Annotated in this window: 23 protein-coding genes and 1 tRNA gene; 17 read left to right on the top strand and 7 right to left on the bottom strand. The window is 51.5% G+C overall.

Features of this window, described 5'->3' with window-relative positions:
- The first annotated feature begins 2 nt into the window (after nucleotides 1-2).
- The 9 genes from rpoA1 to QXF46_02925 all read left to right on the top strand — a co-directional run bounded on the left by rpoA1 (nucleotide 3) and on the right by QXF46_02925 (nucleotide 7,583).
- Complete coding sequence (gene rpoA1, locus QXF46_02885) at nucleotides 3-2,657, top strand: DNA-directed RNA polymerase subunit A' (GenBank protein ID MEM0225797.1); 2,655 nt, start codon at nucleotides 3-5, stop codon at nucleotides 2,655-2,657.
- Nucleotide 2,658: 1 nt separating this feature from the next.
- Nucleotides 2,659-3,888: a DNA-directed RNA polymerase subunit A'' gene (gene rpoA2, locus QXF46_02890; GenBank protein MEM0225798.1), complete on the top strand. Its 1,230-nt coding sequence runs from the start codon at nucleotides 2,659-2,661 to the stop codon at nucleotides 3,886-3,888.
- Nucleotides 3,889-3,963: 75 nt separating this feature from the next.
- Nucleotides 3,964-4,263: a 50S ribosomal protein L30e gene (locus QXF46_02895; GenBank protein ID MEM0225799.1), complete on the top strand. Its 300-nt coding sequence runs from the start codon at nucleotides 3,964-3,966 to the stop codon at nucleotides 4,261-4,263.
- Between the two features lie 14 nt (nucleotides 4,264-4,277).
- The gene (locus QXF46_02900) at nucleotides 4,278-4,709 is read left to right on the top strand and encodes a NusA-like transcription termination signal-binding factor (protein MEM0225800.1); all 432 of its coding nucleotides are present in this window, start codon (nucleotides 4,278-4,280) and stop codon (nucleotides 4,707-4,709) included.
- A gap of 34 nt (nucleotides 4,710-4,743) precedes the next feature.
- Nucleotides 4,744-5,187: a 30S ribosomal protein S12 gene (locus QXF46_02905; GenBank protein MEM0225801.1), complete on the top strand. Its 444-nt coding sequence runs from the start codon at nucleotides 4,744-4,746 to the stop codon at nucleotides 5,185-5,187.
- A gap of 9 nt (nucleotides 5,188-5,196) precedes the next feature.
- On the top strand, nucleotides 5,197-6,048 hold the full coding sequence (locus QXF46_02910) for a DNA-directed RNA polymerase subunit D (GenBank protein ID MEM0225802.1): 852 nt from the start codon (nucleotides 5,197-5,199) through the stop codon (nucleotides 6,046-6,048).
- Between the two features lie 279 nt (nucleotides 6,049-6,327).
- Entirely contained in the window at nucleotides 6,328-6,690 is a 363-nt protein-coding gene (locus QXF46_02915) for a 50S ribosomal protein L18e (GenBank protein MEM0225803.1), read from the top strand.
- A gap of 39 nt (nucleotides 6,691-6,729) precedes the next feature.
- The gene (locus QXF46_02920) at nucleotides 6,730-7,185 is read left to right on the top strand and encodes a 50S ribosomal protein L13 (protein ID MEM0225804.1); all 456 of its coding nucleotides are present in this window, start codon (nucleotides 6,730-6,732) and stop codon (nucleotides 7,183-7,185) included.
- Complete coding sequence (locus QXF46_02925) at nucleotides 7,179-7,583, top strand: 30S ribosomal protein S9 (protein ID MEM0225805.1); 405 nt, start codon at nucleotides 7,179-7,181, stop codon at nucleotides 7,581-7,583. Before QXF46_02920 ends, QXF46_02925 begins: the two co-directional genes overlap by 7 nt.
- A gap of 1 nt (nucleotide 7,584) precedes the next feature.
- On the opposite strand, the gene QXF46_02930 is transcribed toward QXF46_02925, so the two are convergent.
- From QXF46_02930 to QXF46_02950, 5 genes are all read right to left on the bottom strand, one after another.
- A complete protein-coding gene (locus QXF46_02930) occupies nucleotides 7,585-7,788 on the bottom strand; it encodes a DNA-directed RNA polymerase subunit N (protein ID MEM0225806.1) in 204 nt (67 codons plus the stop codon).
- A gap of 25 nt (nucleotides 7,789-7,813) precedes the next feature.
- Nucleotides 7,814-8,428: a hypothetical protein gene (locus QXF46_02935; protein ID MEM0225807.1), complete on the bottom strand. Its 615-nt coding sequence runs from the start codon at nucleotides 8,426-8,428 to the stop codon at nucleotides 7,814-7,816.
- Nucleotides 8,398-9,876, bottom strand: coding sequence for an acetyl-CoA carboxylase biotin carboxylase subunit (locus QXF46_02940; protein ID MEM0225808.1), 1,479 nt, complete (start codon nucleotides 9,874-9,876; stop codon nucleotides 8,398-8,400). The genes QXF46_02935 and QXF46_02940 overlap by 31 nt, the downstream gene beginning before the upstream one ends.
- A gap of 174 nt (nucleotides 9,877-10,050) precedes the next feature.
- Entirely contained in the window at nucleotides 10,051-10,605 is a 555-nt protein-coding gene (locus tag QXF46_02945; GenBank protein MEM0225809.1) for an NTPase, read from the bottom strand.
- A gap of 474 nt (nucleotides 10,606-11,079) precedes the next feature.
- Complete coding sequence (locus tag QXF46_02950) at nucleotides 11,080-11,823, bottom strand: protein-L-isoaspartate(D-aspartate) O-methyltransferase (protein MEM0225810.1); 744 nt, start codon at nucleotides 11,821-11,823, stop codon at nucleotides 11,080-11,082.
- Between the two features lie 199 nt (nucleotides 11,824-12,022).
- Here QXF46_02950 and QXF46_02955 point away from each other — a divergent pair, with 199 nt between their 5' ends.
- From QXF46_02955 to QXF46_02980, 6 genes are all read left to right on the top strand, one after another.
- Nucleotides 12,023-12,310: a 50S ribosomal protein L14e gene (locus QXF46_02955; GenBank protein MEM0225811.1), complete on the top strand. Its 288-nt coding sequence runs from the start codon at nucleotides 12,023-12,025 to the stop codon at nucleotides 12,308-12,310.
- A complete protein-coding gene (locus QXF46_02960; GenBank protein MEM0225812.1) occupies nucleotides 12,307-13,305 on the top strand; it encodes an RNA-guided pseudouridylation complex pseudouridine synthase subunit Cbf5 in 999 nt (332 codons plus the stop codon). Before QXF46_02955 ends, QXF46_02960 begins: the two co-directional genes overlap by 4 nt.
- A 122-nt stretch (nucleotides 13,306-13,427) precedes the next feature.
- Nucleotides 13,428-13,530: transfer RNA gene (locus QXF46_02965), tRNA-Ser, on the top strand.
- A gap of 61 nt (nucleotides 13,531-13,591) precedes the next feature.
- Nucleotides 13,592-14,044, top strand: a complete 453-nt coding sequence (locus QXF46_02970; GenBank protein ID MEM0225813.1) for a 30S ribosomal protein S13 — start codon at nucleotides 13,592-13,594, stop codon at nucleotides 14,042-14,044.
- Between the two features lie 9 nt (nucleotides 14,045-14,053).
- Complete coding sequence (locus tag QXF46_02975) at nucleotides 14,054-14,575, top strand: 30S ribosomal protein S4 (protein MEM0225814.1); 522 nt, start codon at nucleotides 14,054-14,056, stop codon at nucleotides 14,573-14,575.
- 36 nt (nucleotides 14,576-14,611) lie between these two features.
- Entirely contained in the window at nucleotides 14,612-15,043 is a 432-nt protein-coding gene (locus QXF46_02980) for a 30S ribosomal protein S11 (GenBank protein ID MEM0225815.1), read from the top strand.
- A 163-nt stretch (nucleotides 15,044-15,206) separates the two neighbouring features.
- Here QXF46_02980 and QXF46_02985 read toward each other — a convergent pair whose 3' ends face one another.
- Entirely contained in the window at nucleotides 15,207-15,962 is a 756-nt protein-coding gene (locus tag QXF46_02985) for a nucleotidyltransferase family protein (protein ID MEM0225816.1), read from the bottom strand.
- Nucleotides 15,963-16,079: 117 nt separating this feature from the next.
- Here QXF46_02985 and eno point away from each other — a divergent pair, with 117 nt between their 5' ends.
- Together eno and QXF46_02995 are read left to right on the top strand one after the other, a co-directional pair.
- Nucleotides 16,080-17,390, top strand: a complete 1,311-nt coding sequence (gene eno / locus QXF46_02990) for a phosphopyruvate hydratase (protein MEM0225817.1) — start codon at nucleotides 16,080-16,082, stop codon at nucleotides 17,388-17,390.
- A gap of 6 nt (nucleotides 17,391-17,396) precedes the next feature.
- On the top strand, nucleotides 17,397-18,200 hold the full coding sequence (locus QXF46_02995; GenBank protein ID MEM0225818.1) for a phosphoglycolate/pyridoxal phosphate family phosphatase: 804 nt from the start codon (nucleotides 17,397-17,399) through the stop codon (nucleotides 18,198-18,200).
- On the opposite strand, the gene QXF46_03000 is transcribed toward QXF46_02995, so the two are convergent.
- Nucleotides 18,112-18,765, bottom strand: coding sequence for a DUF429 domain-containing protein (locus QXF46_03000; protein MEM0225819.1), 654 nt, complete (start codon nucleotides 18,763-18,765; stop codon nucleotides 18,112-18,114). The two genes, QXF46_02995 and QXF46_03000, sit on opposite strands and share 89 nt — an antisense overlap.

An 18,765-nucleotide genomic window follows, 5' to 3' on the forward strand; every position in this document is an offset into this window, starting at 1 on the left:
TTATGCAGTTTGAAGAGACTAAGACGATCGGCGGGATAAAGTTCGGCCTTTTATCCCCAGATCTCATAAGAGCGCTCTCCGTCACTCAAATCGTAATCCCAGAGACGTACGATGAGGAAGGGATACCGATTCGAGGCGGCCCGATGGATCGCCGATTGGGGACTGTTGAGCCCGGAGTTCGCTGCGAAACCTGCGGGAACTACATAGCCTACTGCCCAGGTCACTTCGGGCACATTGAGCTGGCTAGGCCGGTAGTGCACCCTCTCTTTGCCAAACATATCTTCCTGCTCCTCAAAGCTACATGCAGGGTCTGTGGCCGGTTACTGTTGCCTCAGGACGAGATAGAGAAGGCGAGGAGGAGGGCGAAGCAGTTAGAGGCGCGATGGCCGCTTCTTAAGTACAAGTATGGAGAGAATGTGGCCAAAAAAGCCTCAAAGTACACAACGTGTCCCCATTGTCAAGCTCAACAGTACAAGATTCGCTTTGAGAAACCCTACACCTTTTACGAAGAGAGAGAGGGTGGTTCAATAATCCTGAGGCCCTCCGAAATCCGTGAGAGGCTTGAGAGGATACCCAACGAGGATCTTGAGGCATTGGGTATGGATCCTCAGAGTGCTAGGCCCGAATGGATGGTCCTCACAGTCCTTCCCGTCCCTCCCATAACGGTGAGGCCGACCATCACTCTTGAGTCCGGCATGAGATCGGAGGATGACATAACGCATAAGCTCGTAGATTTGTTAAGGATAAACCAGAGGCTAAAGGAGAGCATTGAGGAAGGTGCACCTCAACTGGTAATCGATGATCTCTGGAGCCTACTCCAGTACCACGTCGCAACGCTTTTCGACAATGAACTTCCTGGAATCCCGCCAGCTAGGCATAAATCGGGGAGACCGCTCAGGACGCTGGCGCAGCGTCTCAGGGGCAAGGAAGGGCGCTTCAGAGGCAGTTTGGCTGGTAAACGCGTCGACTTTTCAGCCAGGACTGTAATATCCCCAGATCCAAAGCTAAGCATCAACGAGGTTGGAGTACCAATCGAGATTGCGAAGGTTCTAGTGGTACCTGAACGGGTTACCCCGTGGAACCTTGAGAGGTTAAGAGAACTTGTCAGGAGAGGGCCTCACGAGTACCCAGGGGCAAATTACATCGTTCGACCGGATGGCGGTAGAATTGACCTGCGCTTTGTCAGAGATAGAGCTGCCTTAGCTGAAGCTCTTAAACCTGGCTATGTGGTGGAAAGACACCTCCAGGATGGTGACATTGTGCTCTTCAACAGGCAGCCCTCGCTGCACCGCATGTCGATAATGGCACACAAGGTAAGAGTACTACCGTACAAGACATTCCGATTGAATCTTCTGGTCTGCCCGCCGTACAACGCTGACTTCGATGGGGACGAAATGAACCTTCACGTGCCGCAGAACGAGGAAGCCAGAGCTGAAGCGTTGACGCTCATGCTGGTGCAAGAGCAAATCCTATCGCCCCGCTACGGCGCTCCGATAATAGGTGGTCTCCACGATTACATAACTGGCGCATATTTACTGACGAGGAAAGATACCATTTTGAGTAAGAAGAAAATATCCCTCCTATTAATGGAGGGCGGCTACGAAGGACCTCTGCCAGAGCCGGCGATTCTGAAACCCGGACCCTATTGGACTGGGAAACAACTGGTTAGCCTATTCATAGATAAAAACTTTAACTTTGAATGTAAAGCTTCGGTATGCCGTAAGTGTAACGTATGTGTTAAAGAATTCTGCCAGTATGATTCCTATGTTGTCATTGAAAGGGGAGAGCTATTAATCGGTGTTTTCGATAAGAACACTGTGGCCTCTCAGGTACCACGAACATTTCTACATGATTATCTAAGAAAGATGGGTAATGATAAAGGTAGAGAACTACTTGATAGTTTATTTAAGGTTTTCATAATGTACCTGGACATGTATGGGTTCACACTGGGCATGGACAGCCTCGATATTCCGCAAGAGGCTTTGAAGGGCATCAAGTCTGTAATGAACGACGCTGAAAGAGACGTAGCAAAGTACATAGAACTATTCGAAAAGGGCTTGCTCGAACCTCTTCCAGGGAGGAGCGTGGAGGATACCCTTGAGCAACGAATCCTGGAGGTTTTATCAAGGGCGAGAGACAGGGCGGGTGAACTTGCAAGCCGATACGTAGGTATGCTGAAAGAGGCGGTGATAATGGCGAGAACAGGAGCTAGAGCCAACATGTTAAACATCACACAGATGGTCGCGATGCTGGGTCAGCAATCCCTACGGGGCGAACGTATAAAGAGAGGGTTCTCGAACAGGGTATTGCCGCACTTTAAGCCTGGTGATGTTGGACCTCGCGCTAGAGGGTATGTGTACTCCTCATTTAAAGAGGGTTTGAAGCCCACGGAGTTCTTCTTCCACGCGATGGCCGGTAGAGAAGGTTTGGTGGACACGGCTGTTAGAACTGCGCAGAGCGGTTACATGTACAGGAGATTGGCAAACGCGCTTCAGGACTTCTACGTCGCTTACGATGGAAGTGTGCGGACGTCTGAAGGCTTCGTGATACAATTTAGGTACGGCGAAGATGGTGTCAACCCCGCGAGGAGTGATCACGGAGAGCCCGTAAATGTGAGCAAGATCATTCGTGAGGTACTAGCTGAAAGAGGTGGTTGATGTGGCAAAGGGGGTGCGTGTAAGCGAGCAGGAAGTTAGATCACTGTTAGAGCCTTATGCTCACGTACTTCCCCAGAGCCTGGTAGAAGAGGTTGTAAAGGAAGTTGTAGCTGCAGGCTTGACGGAGGACGAGGCGAGGAAAGTGGTTGAGCGAGTGGTTCACGAGTACACTAAGAGTCTCGCTGAGCCTGGAGAAGCTGTGGGGATGGTCGCGGCGCAGTCCATCGGCGAACCTAGCACGCAAATGACCTTGAGAACATTTCACTTCGCTGGAGTCAGGGAGCTCAACGTAACATTGGGTTTACCCCGCCTGATAGAAATCGTCGATGCGAGGAAGACGGTCTCAACGCCTATAATGGAAGTATACCTCGAAGGCGATTACGCAAAAAGTAGGGAGAAGGCTCTAAAGATCGCTAGTGAGCTTGAACTGACAACAATTGAGAACGTAGCCAAAGCGATAACGATCGATTACATCGACTATTCGATAGTCATCGAGCTAGACCCGGAGGTGTTGGAGAACCGAGGGATAGAACCTCGCGATGTCGTGAAAGCTCTAAACAGAATCAAGGGGAAGAAGGGAAGTGTGGAACAGGAAGGATATACGATATTTTTCAGGACCGGCTTGGATGATGTAACAAAACTGAGAAAATTGTACGATAAAGTAAGGACGCAGAGGGTGAAGGGTGTAAAGGGTATTAAGAGAGCGGTTGTGCGCTACGACGAGAAGCTGGGAGAGTACAAGATTATAACTGAAGGATCGAATTTGGTCGCTGCACTCAGTATAGAGGGCGTTGACTACAGACGGACAATAAGCAATAACATCCACGAGATTGCCGAAGTGCTGGGGATAGAAGCTGCAAGGACGATGATAATCAAAGAGATGAAGAAGGTCCTCGACGAGCAGGGGCTCGACGTTGATATACGCCACATCATGCTTGTTGCTGACGCAATGACGTTCAATGGTCGGGTGAGACAGGTAGGTCGGCATGGTGTTGCGGGCGAGAAGCCAGGTGTGCTAGCCAGAGCGGCTTTCGAGGTGACCGTAAAGCACCTTATAGACTCGGCAGCTAGGGGCGAGCTCGATGAGTTGAGGGGTGTTATCGAAAATGTAATAGTAGGATCGCGCGTCGTGCCGCTGGGCACAGGTCTCGTTAAACTGCTAATGCGGTACCCGCTATCCGGTAGAGAGAGCAGTGTTGGTGAAGCAGGAGAGCAAACGCTCTCACGCTAACTTTATAGGCCGAGTCCGGGTAGCCCCCAAGGAGATGCTAAGAATTGGTTACCAACGCTCTACGATGGTGATGCTATGGATATTGTAAGAGAGATACAGACGGCGTTGAGAACTGGGAAGGTGGTGATTGGATCAAAGGAGACGCTCTCAGCCATTACTAGCGGAAGAGCAAAGCTAGTTATAGTGGCTTCCAATATTCCAGGGCAGATCAGGAGGGATGTGGAGAAATACTGTAAACTGAGTGGAACGCCTCTTTACGAATTCCCAGGCACCTCATGGGACTTAGGCGCAGTCTGCAACAAGCCTTTCGTAGTTGCCGCCATGGCTATCTTGGATCCTGGTGAGAGCAACATACTTGATGTCGTGAAAGGTTGAGTGGGGTGTAGACTATGGCGAACATCAAGCTGACTGAAAAAGAGATGCAATACATCTCCCTTTTTGAAGCGCTTACGCAGGTGGAAGTTCTAGACTGCATTAACGACGAGGAAAACAATCGCCTGATCTTTATCGTCAGGCGGGGTATGGCCGGTAAAGCGATAGGTGCAGGAGGAGCGAATGCCAAGCTAATGAAGAAACTGATAGGGAAAGACGTGGAGGTGGTAGAACAAGGACTGACTCTAGATGACCTGATACGAGCTGCCCTATTCCCAGCAAAGGTTCTATCTATCGAGATGAGAGAGAACAGTAACGGGAGTAAAGTAGCTATCGTAGAAGTTCCAGCAGAGCAGAAAGGGTTGGCTATCGGGAAGGGGGGGAGGAACGTTAAACGAGCGAAGTTGCTTGCACGAAGATACTTCGGGGTTGATGTCGCGTTAAAGTAAAAGCTTAAAAACTAGAAGGGGGTGCGCACTTAGCATGCCTGGTTCAAAGTCTCCGAAAGGACTGTACGCTGCTAGGAAGCTGATCAAAAAGCGCAAGAAGTTTAGGTGGAGCGATGCGGAGTATAAGAGCAGGATGCTACGTCTTAAGGAAGAGTACGATCCCCTCGAGGGAGCGCCGATGGCCAGAGGTATCGTGCTCGAAAAAGTCGGTGTAGAAAGCCGGCAGCCCAACAGCGCTGTGCGCAAATGCGTAAGAGTTCAGCTTATTAAAAACGGGAAAGTGGTAACAGCCTTTGTACCAGGCGATGGCGGGCTACTGTTCATAAACGAGCACGATGAGGTTGTGATAGAGCGTATAGGAGGGCCTGAAGGTAAAGCCTACGGCGACCTGCCGGGCGTTCGTTTCAAAGTGATCAAGGTTAACGGTGTTGCTCTCAAGGAGCTCTTAAGGGGTAGGAAACAGAAGCCGACAAGGTAGGGGTTCACCTTGCCAAGCGAGGGCCCCCGCATAACTATAAAGAAAATCGAGGAGAACTACTGTGAGTTCGTTCTAGAGAACGTTACCCCAGCCGTGGCGAACACTCTAAGGAGAGTATTGATGGCCGATGTTCCCATATTAGCCATTGATGAAGTAGTGATTATCGAGAATAATTCCGTGCTCTTCGATGAAATCCTAGCTCATCGTTTAGCGCTAATACCGTTGAAAGTAGATGCAGATACCTACGAAACCCTACTGCAATGCTACGAAGAGGGCAAGAGGGATAGCTGTGTAGCCACTTTTACACTAGAAGTTGAAGCTGAAAAGCCGATGGTTGTCTACTCAGGGCACATGAAGTTTGGCGGTTTCATAGGCGAAATGGCATCGCTTGTCGGTGCGGAAGTGAAGCCGGTTTCAGACTTGATACCAATCGTAAAGCTAACCTCGGGTCAGAAGGTCGTACTCGAAGCTTACGCGAAGATGGGTACGGGAAAAGAGCATGCTAAGTGGCAGGCTGCATTAGCGGCCTACAAGTACTACCCGAGATTAACTATACTGGAAGAAGAATGTGGAGCAAAGTGTGAAAAATGCATAGAAGCTTGTCCCAAAGGGATCTTAAGTATAGACGGTGGGAAGATAAAGGTTATCGACAGCAAAATTGAGGAATGCACAATGTGTAGGGCTTGCGAAGAAGCTTGTCCAGGAGTGATAAAGGTCTCGTGGGATGACACGAAGTTCATATTTAAAGTGGAAAATCATGGGATTCTTCCGATTTCTAAGATCGTAGATGTGGCGATGAGAAGGATTATCTGGAAAATAGATAATTTTATAAATGAAATTCAAAAATTATTATTTCTATAGCACGAAGCGTTTTAGAAACCTGAAGGTTTCACTAGGGTTTCAGTAAAACTGTGCTACCAGATGTGTAACTCGCTATCTGAAGGAATTAGTTAGATAAGAATCCTTAACTTGAACGTGGTGGATTTCAAAGTATGTGAGTGAAGAGCTGGCTTTTTATCAAATAAAGTGAACGTGCACCTCCTAAGTGATCTTCGCTAGCCTAGATACTCAAAAGGCATCTAATCGAGCAGCAGGCTTAAAAGAAGTGTAATAGGGGTGGTGCGAAACGGGGGGTGAGCAATGAAGAGAACGATTTCAACTAACGTGCATCTCAGAAGGTTGATACACTACCTGAGGAAGAAAGCTCGAGAGAACAAGGCACCAATATGGCGGAGGGTTGCTGAGCTACTGGAAAGGCCAGCGCGGACCCGACCAGTTGTCAACATCAGTAAGATAAACCGCTACACACAGGATGGTGATGCCGTTGTTATTCCTGGCAAAGTTCTTGGTTGCGGTACGCTGAACCATCGCGTTGTGGTTGCGGCTTACACTTTTAGTGAAAAAGCTCGTGAAAAGATAGTGGCTGCAGGTGGTGAGGCGATAACAATCCCTCAGCTCATTGAGCGAAACCCACGAGGTAGTGGGGTACGCATTCTAGTATGATTTAAAAACCTTTTAACGGCAGGGTGTGAGGGTTACGAGATGGAGCTTGAAAAGCGTTCGAGAATAGTAATTGATGCATCGGGGTTAGTCGCGGGGAGGATTGCCAGCATTGCGGCTAAACTGCTGCTAAAGGGTTATGACGTAGTCATAGTGAATGCGGAAAGGGCTATTGTGACTGGGAAGAGGAGGAGAGTTGTTGAATGGTACATGAAGAGGGTGAGCGAGTGGAGGACTCACTACAACCCTGAGAAGAAGGGTCCTAAAATCCCTAGGCGACCCGACACCATACTTCGACGCATGGTGCGAAACATGCTCCCCTACAAGAAGGCTAGAGGGCGGGAAGCTTTCAAGCGCCTTAAGGTTTACCTAGGGGTACCATCGGAGTACGAGAGCCTTGAAAAGTGGGTTCCAGAGGAGGCAAAGCTGAAGAACCCTGAGACGGAGTACGTGACGTTGGGCGAGCTCTCCACGCTAATAGGGTGTAAGGTATGGTGAAGGTTGTAATCGCTTCCGCTAGGAGGAAAACCGCTCGAGCGCGAGTAGTTGTGAAGGAAGGTAAGGGCCGAGTCTTCATCAATGGAGTTCCACTAGAGATACTCGAGCCGGAGCTTGTTAGACTAAAGATAAGTGAGCCATTATACCTAGCGGGGGAGGACATAGTGAGCAAGGTTGACGTATACGCCGAAGCCTATGGCGGAGGCATAATGGGGCAGGCTTCAGCAATTCGCACAGCTATCGCCAGAGCACTCGTGGAGTGGACGGGTTCTGATGCCCTCAGGGAGCTCTACCGCAAGTACGATAGGCACTTGCTTGTTGAGGATCCCAGGCAGGCTGAGCCCAAAAAGCCGGGCGGTAGATCGGCGAGGGCTAAGCGCCAGAAGAGTTACCGTTGAGCTAGGGAGAGTATTGCTCGTATTTAAGCACGGTGTCTATTAGATCCACGTGTGAGAGAAGCATCCTCCTACAGCAGTAGCGTTTTACTCCCAACTCGTCTAGAACTTTCGCAGGATCATCCCCCCTTGCCACTCTTTCGGCAAATTTATTCCACTTGTCGGCTATCAGCGCTCCACAAGTGAAGCATCGGATGGGAATTATCACGATGGGGTAACCTGAGACCCGCCTTTTATTCATTTCTTAGCAAAGGTTCGAGCGCCCCCTCTAATCGGGACAGCTTCCCCTTAGCTCTCATCAATACCTCGTTAGCACGCTCAACGAAGTTTATCAGAACTTCATCCCTTAGAACCGGTTTGCCATCCAATCTCACTGGGGTCTCGATCTTATCAGACGCTATTAGCTCAACCATTACGCTGCTCCCTATCGACATGATTCCGCTGTGCTTCAAACCAGCTGCTCTGGCAGCTGAGATTAACTGTCGGGCGGCATCGAGGCTTTTGCACGCAATGTGGAGTATCGGTCCCTGCACTGAGAGCCACAAGTCCTCGAAGCGGCAAGCTTCGAGGACTTCTACTAGCGAGCTTGGTGACACGGGCTCATGCCACTTGGCGATCACCAACATATGGAACTTCTCGCCGGGCAAGCGTGTAGCCGCTAGCTGTATCCGACCGCTGCAGCTGCTCGTCGTGTAGTAGTCAGCTGAACCGTTTATCAAGGATAGGATTGGGATAACATCCGGATCGACTAGCCCCAATTCGATCGAGCGTAGCAGGCTCCTTAGAGCACGCGCTTTCCCCTTATCAAATGGGTGCGTCATCCTCCTATGCGCGATGCTAGCTTCCATATGTCCACTTCGACTCTAGCATGAGGCTTACGGTCTTCGGCATGCTCCTTCGGCTCGGGGAAATGCACTTCTCTCACGATGTGGTTCTCGAGCCTCTGCAGGATCTTTCTCTCCTCGAAGAATCTCGTGTTGTAGTCTCCCTTTACGAAGGCTTCGTCATTCAATATGAGGTGGAGTAAGCCTAAGTTCGTAGCGACCCCCTTAACAACCGTCTCTTCGATCGCGATTATCAGCCTCCTCCTAGCCTCCTCTCTATTACTACCCCAGCTAACTATTTTCATCAATAGAGGATCGTAAAAAGGTGGGACTTCGCATCCAGCGTAATACCCGCTATCTACTCTTACATACGGCCCGGAAGGTTCTCTATAACTGGTTAATCGTCCGGGTGAGGGGGCGAAGTTGTTTAAGGGGTCTTCAGCGTAAACTCGTGCCTCAATCGAGTGTCCCCGAATGGTAACGTCCTCCTGCTTAAAGCTCACACCCTCGCCTCCGGCAACCAGTATCTGCTCCTTAACGATATCGACACCTGTGATCATCTCCGTTACCGGGTGTTCAACTTGAATCCTCGAATTAACCTCCAGCAGGTAGAAGCGTTTGCTCTCTGGGTCAAAGAGGAACTCGAAGGTGCCAGCGTTTACGTACTCGCACGCTTTTGCGGCTTTAATCGCTACGGAAAGCAATTGCTGCCTCAATTCCCATGTCAAAGCGGGGGAGGGAGCCTCCTCAACAACTTTTTGAAATCTTCTCTGCACCGAGCATTCTCGCTCGAAAAGGTGGTAAACGCCACCTAACCCATCGCCTATTATCTGTACCTCGATGTGCCTTGCTTTAGGCAGGTACTTCTCTAGATATACCTCAACGCGGCCAAACGCTTTGCCTGCTAGCTCGCTAGCGTCTCGCATGGCCATGCTTAACTCGTGCTCATTCCACACTACCCGCATTCCAATCCCCCCTCCCCCTCCAGCTGGTTTCACGATTACTGGATAACCCATTTCCTCCGCAACGCTGGGTGCATCGCGCGGATCGACCGGCTCAAATGTTCCAGGAACGACAGGAATCCCCGCTGATTGGAAGAATCTCCTAGCCCCCAGCTTGTCACCAACAAGCTTCTGTACTCTGGCGGGGGGCCCTATGAAAGTGATCCCCTCCTCCTCCAGTCTTTCAACAAAATCGGCTCGTTGAGAGAGAAAGCCGTAGCCTGGGTGGACGGCCTCTGCTCCCGTGCTTTTAGCAGCGTTGATTATGGCCTCGACGTTGAGGTAGCTCTCAGAAGGATCGGCCCCCCCGACCCATACAGCCTCATCCGCGATGAGCGCGTGAAGGGCATTCTGATCAGCGTCGGAATAAACGGCTACCGTCTTGATCCCGAGCATTTTCGCAGTTCTGATAATTCTCACAGCTATCTCTCCCCTATTTGCCACTAGGATCTTATCAAAGATGGGCTGCACAGGCGCTCAGTAAGCTTTCAAGATTTAAGGGATGTTCCTCAACGCGCGAAAAGAACCCTGTAGAATCATCGCTTATCTGGGAGCGTGAATCCGTAGCGCTTCTCAGTCAAGTTCAACGTTTTCATGATTCCTTAAGATAGTTTGCCATCCTAGATTGTCTAAGGCAAGTTAAAACTAATGAGGCCCGTTTCTCAAAGAGTCACGTATTAGTTTAGCCACTTGTAGGTAAAGGGTCTCGCGATTATTCTCGGTCACTGTAAACATGAGGTAGTCATTCCGCGAAAGTAGCTCTCTACCGAAGGGATCTTCTCTAGCCCTATAGTGTATTGTTGCTAAAACCGGCTTTGAAGAGTCGAGGGCATGCAGCACAGTTCTCCTAAAAGCTTGCGAGAGCAGCTCCATCGGGCCTATTTCATCGATGACGACCAGATCAGCCGAACCAACGGCCTCGATGACAGCCTTAACACCGAGCCGCTCAAGGTTATTGACAAAAACAACATACTTGCCGATGCGAGGAGTCCCTGTACCCACGCGCGCCAGGTAAGCCTGTTCCCCCGTTGCTAAATCGATCAGTACGAACCCTATGCGGCTTCCACCAGCCCTTTCTTCACGCGAGATAAAACCTCCCACCTTAAAACCGAGGCCCCTCACTTCATCAACAACCTTCATCACAAGCGTGGTTTTACCTACGCCGGGGCGACCAGTAACGAGCACGTTCACCTTACGCATGGAAGGATTCACGCATGAGCGCTTTTAAATAGTTCCAAGATCTTAGACTCTATTGCATCTTCATCCTTGCTGAGCGCGAAAAGGTACGCCTCGAGCTCGGCTGAGCGCTGGAGCAGAGCTATCATGCGCCGATCTAAGTGAATGGCCGCTTTATCGCTTTTCACGGCTACTGTTCGTCCGTCAATGAACGAACTGCGCCTGACCACCAGCGAGTTTGGGCTCTCGAATGTTAAGCAAGAGTGCCCCCACGCCCTGATGACTTCTACAAGTCCCTCGCAAACCAGGACAATTATAATGCGTGTTGCGTCGTTGGCTGCTAGTCTTTTAAAAGAGGGGGATAGGTGCATGGCTCCTTTGTCGGCGTCAATCGCGATTATGCAATCACCCCTTTTCGTCAGCCACGGATCGCACGTGATTTCAAGCGTAGACCTGTGAGTAGCTCGCACGAGAGGATGACCCCTAGCTCTAACACATTCAATTGCAATCATCGTAACCGTACTTCCCTCTCAGCGCAACAAATATGCAGTAAGTGATTGGTTCTCTGACAAGCCCCTCCCTCTTCTTTCTTACGGCTACTAGTAGCTGATGCCATCGCGGCCCCACGGGAATAACCAACGAGCCGTTTTCATCTAGCTGTTCTATCAAAGGTGGCGGAATAGTGGGAGCTGCAGCTGTGACAAGGATCCTCTTAAACCGGAAATTCTCCCTAACAGGCGAACCGCAGCTGCCGTCCGCTACAACGAGATGTACGCGGTCGTAGTATTTCGTCCGCTTCAAGTTGTCACGAGCAAAGCGGGCCAGCTCCGCCACCACCTCCACTGTGAGAACGACCCCCTCTAACGGCTCACCGGTAGGTGAAACGATCTCAGCGCATAAGGCTGCTTGATACCCGCTCCCAGTACCTACCTCAAGCACTGTATCCCCTCTTTCGATTTCTGCCGCTTCGCACATTATAGCGCACATATGAGGCGCGGATATTGTCTGTCCCTTTAGGATCGGTAGAGGATGATCTTCGTACGCCTCATCCCTGTATTCGGGAAGAACGAACTCCTCTCTAGGCACCTTTAGGAAGGCTTGCATCACTTTCTCACTCCTTATCACACCTTGTAGCCTCAGCAACTCGGCGAGCATTCGACGACGTTCCTCCACGCCTGTCCTCCCGACAAAATGGTAGTTGGAGCTTAAGAATATGTCTATCAACAACCGGGGGTCACACACTCTTCGCGCCATTCCTACTGGTAGGTTAAACGTGTTTCCTCATTCAACTGGTACGCTCTCACAGTTTCACTGAACGCTGAAGCGGTAACTGATGAATTGTGGCTACTTCCACAACGTAGGGGGGAGCATCGAGTGGGAATCTCTACCAAGGTTTGGTGGAAACATATTTTTAAGCGGTAGTGGGGGAGCCCATACCGCTATGAGGATCTTCGACGTTGGCAGAGTTTGCGTGAAGATTGCCGGCAGAGAAGCTGGCCGAAAGTGTGTCGTAGTGGACATAATCGACGATAATTTTGTCTTGGTAACAGGCCCCAAAACACTTACCGGAGTAAAGAGAAGGAGGGTTAACGTAAAGCATCTGGAACCGTTGCCGTACAAGATTGATATACCCAAGGGTGCTAATGACGAGGTTGTTCTTCAAGCTCTCGAGAAAGCTGGGTTAGTTAACGAAATGAGAGCACCGTTAAAGCCGCTAATTAAAGCATGATTGAAGCTGCTCCAAAAGGGAGGTCCAGGGAGGTTCTCATAAGAGATGAGGAGCCGATTTCGAGTTACGGTAAGCGTCCTGAGGAGCGCAGCGTAGACGAGCTGCTGGAGTTTGGAGCCATAAACCTCGATAAGCCGCCTGGGCCTTCCAGTCACGAGATCGTCGCTTGGCTAAGAAGGATCACCGGTATCGAGAAGATCGCGCATGCAGGCACTCTTGATCCCAAAGTGACAGGTGTTTTACCCATACTACTCAACAGGTCGATAAAGGTTGTGCCTTACCTCCTGGCCGAAGACAAGGAGTACGTTGGCGTCATGAGGTTGCACGGCGATGCTGACGAGGATGAAGTAAAGCGTGTTGTCAGCATGTTTAAGGGGCCTGTCTATCAGAGGCCTCCGCTCAGGTCTGCTGTCAAGAGGGCGTTAAGGGTTAGGCGCATCTACGACGTAAAAGTCCTAGAAGTTGCGGGCAGGGACGTGCTGTTCTGGATATGGTGCGAGGCGGGCACTTACATCAGAAAGTTCTGTCACGATGTCGGCGTCCTGCTTGGAGTAGGTGCCCACATGCAGGAGCTCAGGAGGGTAAGGAGTGGCAGCCTTAAGGAAGAGGAGAGCGTCACGTTGCACGACGTTGCTGACGCCTTCGCAGCCTGGAGAGAAGAGGGTAATGAGGACTACATAAGGCGAGTGGTGGTTCCTGTCGAGCGGGTCGTCGAACACTTGCCTCGCATAGTTGTTCGCGACAGCGCGGTCGACGCCATCGCTCACGGGGCTCCTTTAGCGGTACCCGGAATACTACTTATTGATGCAGGGATCAAAGTTGGGGATGTTGTTGCAATCTTCACGAAAAAGAACGAGTTGGTGGCGATAGGTAGAGCCCTAATGAGGAGCGAGCAAATGCTTGCTGCAAAGAAGGGGGAGGCGGTTAAGCCTGAAGCTGTCATTATGAAGCCTGGAACCTACCCAAGAATGTGGGGTAGCAGTAAGAAGCCATGACCGATTACTAAGCATCAACCGGCGCGATGGGCATTTCTTGGAGGCCGCTGCGCTTCAGCGAGGCAACGGTACATGCGTATGAGGGAAACAAGTTTAATAGAGAGCTGAGCAATGCTCCCCTTGCCGGGGTGGCCGAGCGGACCAAGGCGGTGGCCTGGAGTACTGGCTTCGGGTAGCCACTGCCCCTTTCGGGGCTCCCGGGTTCGAATCCCGGCCCCGGCGCCACTCCAGACAGCGGGTTATAGCAGAAGAGTTAAAAGCACGAGTAAGTGGGCTTGACGATCGTATGGCTGAGCAGGAGTTCAAGTACATAGTCCGCATAGCGGATAAGGATCTTCCAGGGGACAAAAACATAGTCTACGCTCTATCCTTGATAAAAGGCATCGGTGTAAATGCCGCGTACGCGCTCTGTCGCAAGCTCGGAATCGACACGGGAAGGAAGCTTGGTTCCCTTACGGAGGAGGAGATAAGCAAGGTTGATGAGGCTGTGAGAGAGCTGCATAAACTAGGTTTACCCTCCTGGCTTTACAACAGGCGACGGGATCCTCGGCTCGGCATTGACAGGCACTTGATCGGAGCCGATCTTGTGCTCACGGTGAAGAGTGACATAGATTTGATGAAGGAGATAAAGTGCTGGAGAGGAATACGGCATATGCTGGGGCTTAAGGTCAGGGGGCAGCGGACTCGAACCACGGGTAGAACGGGCATTACAGTAGGCGTAAAGAAACCGAAGAAGTAGGTGTTCTGGATGGGGGATCCGAAAAAACCGAAGAAAAAGTGGGAGGGGCCTGCGCATCCTTGGCGTAAGGACGTTTTAGCGCAGGAGCTTTATCTGATAGGTAAGTACGGCTTGCGCAATAAGAGGGAGCTTTGGATCGCTAAGACGATGCTCCGCAGATGGAGGATGCGGGCTAGACGGCTACTTGCGCTACCTCCAGAACTGAGAGAGGCTCGTGCAAAGCCGCTGATATCCAAGCTTTATCACCTTGGGCTGCTGGCGAGCGAGGAAGCATCGCTAAGCGACATTCTCAGGTTGACGGTTGAGGATGTTCTCGAGAGGCGTCTTCAGACGATCGTCTACAAGAGGGGGTTGGCTACCAGCCTGTATCACGCGCGTCAACTAATAACGCATGGCCACATAGCGATAGGGGGGCGACGAGTTAGGAGCCCTGGATACATGGTGTCAAGGGAGGAGGAGGGGCTGATTGGTTTCTATCCGCTATCACCCCTAGCCCGGAGTGCATCAGGCGAAGTTGGTGCTCAAGTTTAAACCAAGTTTAAAATATGGCTTTCGGAGGTGAGGATTGTGAGTGAAGAAGCGCGAGCGAGCGATAAGGGGCACGGGGGGTCTAGGAAGAGTGACGTGGGTATAGCGTGGATCTACGCCAGCTACAACAACACAATAATCCACATAACGGATCTCAGCGGTGCTGAGACTATAGCCTTCGTAACGGGTGGAATGATCGCTAAAGCCGACAGAGATAAGCCCAGCCCCTGGGCAGCCATGCAAGCTGCAGCACGGGCTGCTAAGATAGCACTGGAGAAAGGGATAAGGGTGGTTCACGTGAAAGTAAAAGCCCCTGGCGGCTACGGTCCTAAGACCCCGGGACCGGGCGCGGGGCCAGCAATCCGAGCGCTTGTCAGAGCCGGTTTAATAGTAGATCGGGTGGAGGACGTCACACCGCTGCCTACTGATAGCATAAGGAAACCCGGCGGGCGCAGGGGTAGGCGCGTCTAAGCTGAGTCTGCGCTGCCGTACGTTGTCTCCTTTTCGAGTTTTACCTTCGCTACTTACCTTTACCGGATGATTATCAGAATTCTCCGAATTTAGGACTTCATTATTCGTATGACATCTCTGAGGGTCATGCTCGAGTAGGTTGCAGACGCGTTTAGGATGTTTTCTAAGCTAGGAGAAAGCCTAGCACCTCGTCCACAACATGCGGGTCGAGTTTCTCGTACCTTTCCGTTGAGCCTACATCGTACCAGAAGGCATCGGTCAGGTAGCCTTCAACGTGGTAACCACGCTCTATTAGCTGCGGGATGAAGTGCTGCATGAGGTCCAGCTCTTGCAGAGGTTTCGCTAACTCCTCGAGGATTTTCAGCACCTCTGTTTTTACTGCGAGTACCCCTATCACGACAGGCTTGCCCAACGGTGGTTTCTCCCTGAGGCTCACGATTTTCGTACCTGCGACCTCTGCTACGCCCACGCTAACGGTATAGTTGGTTGAGAGAGCTAGAGTGGCTGCAGCACCCTTCTCACGGTGTACGCGTAGCATATCTGTGAGATCAAGGTTGGTTAGAATGTCCCCGTAGTAGATGAGCACGTCGTCAAACCCGGAGAAGACCCCCCTGCGGCTAGCGTTGAGTAGAGCACCCCCGTTCCCCCTGTAGTTGGGGTCGTCGTGGACGTATTCGAGCCTCACTCCGAAACGGCTCCCATCATCGAAATAGTTCATGATTTGCTCAGCCTTGTAGTTCACGAGTAATGCTACGTCTACAATCCCATGGTACTTCATCAGTCGGATGACGTACTCGAGAAGCGGCTTCTGCTTGAGACCGATCGGTATCATTGTTTTCTGGAAGTAGTAGGTCAAAGGCCTTAATCGTGAGCCGGTGCCACCGCAAAGGACGGCTCCTTTAACCCTACGCGCCCCCACAGGATGGAATTTCTGCCCATAAAAATACTTTTGGCGATCGTCTCTCCGCTGCTCGGCTTGCACCATTCAAGAGCATAAAGATAATGGTTTTATAACCTTCTCCGCGCGCGTAGCTTGATGAGCGAAACCCCACTCGTAGAGAACGAGTTCACGATAGTTCTCGTAAAGGGTAGGTGGATCTTAGACTCGAGAGGAAACCCCACCGTCGAGGCCGATGTAGTTACAGCCGGTGGTGGCATTGGAACGGCAGCCGTACCTGCCGGTGCTTCACGTGGCACGTACGAGGCGCTGGAGCTTAGGGATGGTGGTAAGAAGTTCCAGGGGAAAGGTGTAGAAAGAGCCGTGTCCAACATCAACGGGTTGATAGCCCAGCGAGTAATCGGCATGGACTCGAGGGATCAGGAGAGGGTCGACAAAGTTATGATCGAGCTGGACGGCACGCCGAATAAGTCGAAGCTCGGCGCGAATGCTATACTAGCGGTATCGCTAGCCACGGCTAAAGCTGCTGCTTCGACCTACGGAATGCCGCTCTTCCAGTACTTGGGTGGAAAGCTCGCGCGAGTGCTGCCTACCCCACTTATGAACGTGATTAACGGTGGCAAGCACGCAGGCAACGAGTTGAGCATCCAGGAGTTCATGATAGTGCCCGTGGGGAGTGACAAGTTCTCGGAAGCGCTTAGAATGGCTTGCGAAGTTTACTACAGTCTCAAGGAAGTCCTCGTCTGGAGGTACGGTAAGAGCTCCATCAACGTCGGAGACGAGGGCGGTTTTGCTCCACCCATGAAAGAGAGCAGGGAGGCCTTAGACGCGCTCATCGAAGCGATTAAGAAGGCTGGCTATGAGCCGGGCAACGAGTTCGTCCTAGCACTCGATGCAGCGGCTTCAAGTTTTTACGCTGGGGGACGCTACAGAATCGACGGTAAGGAGCTGGGTAGGGGTGAACTGATAGATTACTACCTGGAGTTGGTCAACGAATACCCGATAGTTTCGCTGGAAGACCCCCTCGAGGAAGAGGATTTCGAGGGATTCAGGGAGATTACCAGCAAGTTGAAACAGCGGGGCGTGCAAGTCGTTGGTGATGATCTCTTCGTAACGAACGTTAAGCGCCTTATGAAAGGAATTGAAGTGGGCGCTGCGAGCGCGCTCCTCCTCAAAGTTAACCAGATAGGAACGTTGACCGAAGCTTTAGAGGCGGCACACCTAGCTCAAAGGTGCGGGCTTAACGTAATCGTCTCGCACAGGAGTGGTGAAACCGAAGACACATCCATTGCTCACATTGCTGTCGCGCTGAGCTGCGGCCAAATAAAGACCGGCGCGCCAGCGAGGGGCGAGAGAACGGCTAAGTACAACGAGCTACTCAGGATAGAAGAGTACTTAGCGGGGGAGGCAGTCTACTTGGGGTTAAAGGCCATCAGGAGAGGCCTCTAGAAGCCCATGAACGTGAGGATTAAGCAGCCTTTTCTTCCTTTCGAAGGCTTCATCCTCGATTGTGACGGTGTCCTCTGGAGAGGAGATAAACCGATCGCAGGTGCGCGTGAAGCGGTAAAAGCTCTTAAAGCAGCTGGAAAAGTGGTAGTCTTCGTTACTAACAATGCTTCACTCTCACGGAACGGTTACCTGGAGAAGATGCGCAGAATGGGATTTGACGTTTCGCTAGGCGACATTTACTGTAGCAGCTACGTTACGGCGAGAGTGCTACGGAGAATACGCGTGAGTAGGGTTTACGTGGTGGGCGAGGAGGGATTAGTGGAAGAGTTGGAGAGGGAAGGTATCGAACTCACAGACCCACAGCATGCAGAGTGCCTAGTTGTGGGAATAGACAGGCATCTTACGTATCAGAAGTTGGCCGATGCGCTCAAATGCCTGAATCGTGGCGCGCTATTCGTAGCTACGAACGAGGACCCCACGTTACCTGTTGAGGACGGCGTGCTTCCCGGTGCGGGCGCGATTGTGGCAGCTTTAGAAAGAGCTTCGGGCAGAAAGCCAGACGTAGTTATCGGGAAGCCCTCTTCGACGATGTTCGAGATGGTCTTAGAGGAAAAGTGCTTAGATCCCTCTAAAACGCTGGTTGTGGGCGATAGAATCGATACTGACATTGCCGGAGCTAAGCGTCTGGGCATGGCGGCAGCGCTCGTCCTCACGGGGTCTACTACCTTGGACGAGCTCTCCTCCTCACCTTTGAAGCCCGACTTCGTTCTTGCCTCTCTTTCAGAAATTCTGGAGGAGGCTTTGGCATAATGATTGAACCATCCTTACCGCTGAGAGCTAAAGCTTCTCCACGAAGGTAAAGCAAGCCCACGTATGCAGCGGTTACCGCGTCAAGCTCATCGGGACCGGGTGAAGGGCTTGCCAGCTTAATGCCTATTCTTTCAAGACCCAATCGCAGCGCGTCTAGGCCAGCGCTCTTTCGAGGGATCCCTAGCAGATCCTGAGCCCCACCCGGGTAAACTTCGATCACGGTGTAACCTCTTTTTTCGAGGTCGTTCTTTAACTGCATACCTCTTCTGGTTAAAGCTCGCATCGGACCTAGCGTGACCGGGAAGAACCGTATGCCAAGACTCCTGAGAGCCTTATCGCACTCCCTGAAGTGAGGACCTGTCCTGTCATCTATGCTGGAGCGTCCTAGAGGCAGTGAGAGAGGAGCGTCTATGGCCACAACGCTAGGGCGGAACTCGAGGACAGCGCGTATTATTTCCTCATCGTTGTATGCGATCCAGGTCTTCGCGTTGAGACCCTCGTCTATGATGCACATACCAGTGGGGCGTTTAGGGCTGCCGGCTAGATCCACGCCTAAGCTTAGCAT

The organism is Thermofilaceae archaeon, assembly GCA_038731975.1.
Classification (GTDB): domain Archaea; phylum Thermoproteota; class Thermoprotei; order Thermofilales; family Thermofilaceae; genus JANXEW01.

Coding starts and splice junctions, on each gene's coding strand:
- rpoA1 (MEM0225797.1), top strand. CDS start 3: ATGCAGTTTGAAGAGACTAAGACGATCGGCGGGATAAAGTTCGGCCTT.
- QXF46_02895 (MEM0225799.1), top strand. CDS start 3,964: ATGGATATTGTAAGAGAGATACAGACGGCGTTGAGAACTGGGAAGGTG.
- QXF46_02900 (MEM0225800.1), top strand. CDS start 4,278: ATGGCGAACATCAAGCTGACTGAAAAAGAGATGCAATACATCTCCCTT.
- QXF46_02905 (MEM0225801.1), top strand. CDS start 4,744: ATGCCTGGTTCAAAGTCTCCGAAAGGACTGTACGCTGCTAGGAAGCTG.
- QXF46_02915 (MEM0225803.1), top strand. CDS start 6,328: ATGAAGAGAACGATTTCAACTAACGTGCATCTCAGAAGGTTGATACAC.
- QXF46_02920 (MEM0225804.1), top strand. CDS start 6,730: ATGGAGCTTGAAAAGCGTTCGAGAATAGTAATTGATGCATCGGGGTTA.
- QXF46_02925 (MEM0225805.1), top strand. CDS start 7,179: ATGGTGAAGGTTGTAATCGCTTCCGCTAGGAGGAAAACCGCTCGAGCG.
- QXF46_02935 (MEM0225807.1), bottom strand. CDS start 8,428: ATGGAAGCTAGCATCGCGCATAGGAGGATGACGCACCCATTTGATAAG.
- QXF46_02945 (MEM0225809.1), bottom strand. CDS start 10,605: ATGCGTAAGGTGAACGTGCTCGTTACTGGTCGCCCCGGCGTAGGTAAA.
- QXF46_02955 (MEM0225811.1), top strand. CDS start 12,023: ATGAGGATCTTCGACGTTGGCAGAGTTTGCGTGAAGATTGCCGGCAGA.
- QXF46_02960 (MEM0225812.1), top strand. CDS start 12,307: ATGATTGAAGCTGCTCCAAAAGGGAGGTCCAGGGAGGTTCTCATAAGA.
- QXF46_02970 (MEM0225813.1), top strand. CDS start 13,592: ATGGCTGAGCAGGAGTTCAAGTACATAGTCCGCATAGCGGATAAGGAT.
- QXF46_02975 (MEM0225814.1), top strand. CDS start 14,054: ATGGGGGATCCGAAAAAACCGAAGAAAAAGTGGGAGGGGCCTGCGCAT.
- eno (MEM0225817.1), top strand. CDS start 16,080: ATGAGCGAAACCCCACTCGTAGAGAACGAGTTCACGATAGTTCTCGTA.
- QXF46_02995 (MEM0225818.1), top strand. CDS start 17,397: ATGAACGTGAGGATTAAGCAGCCTTTTCTTCCTTTCGAAGGCTTCATC.
- QXF46_03000 (MEM0225819.1), bottom strand. CDS start 18,765: ATGCTAAGCTTAGGCGTGGATCTAGCCGGCAGCCCTAAACGCCCCACT.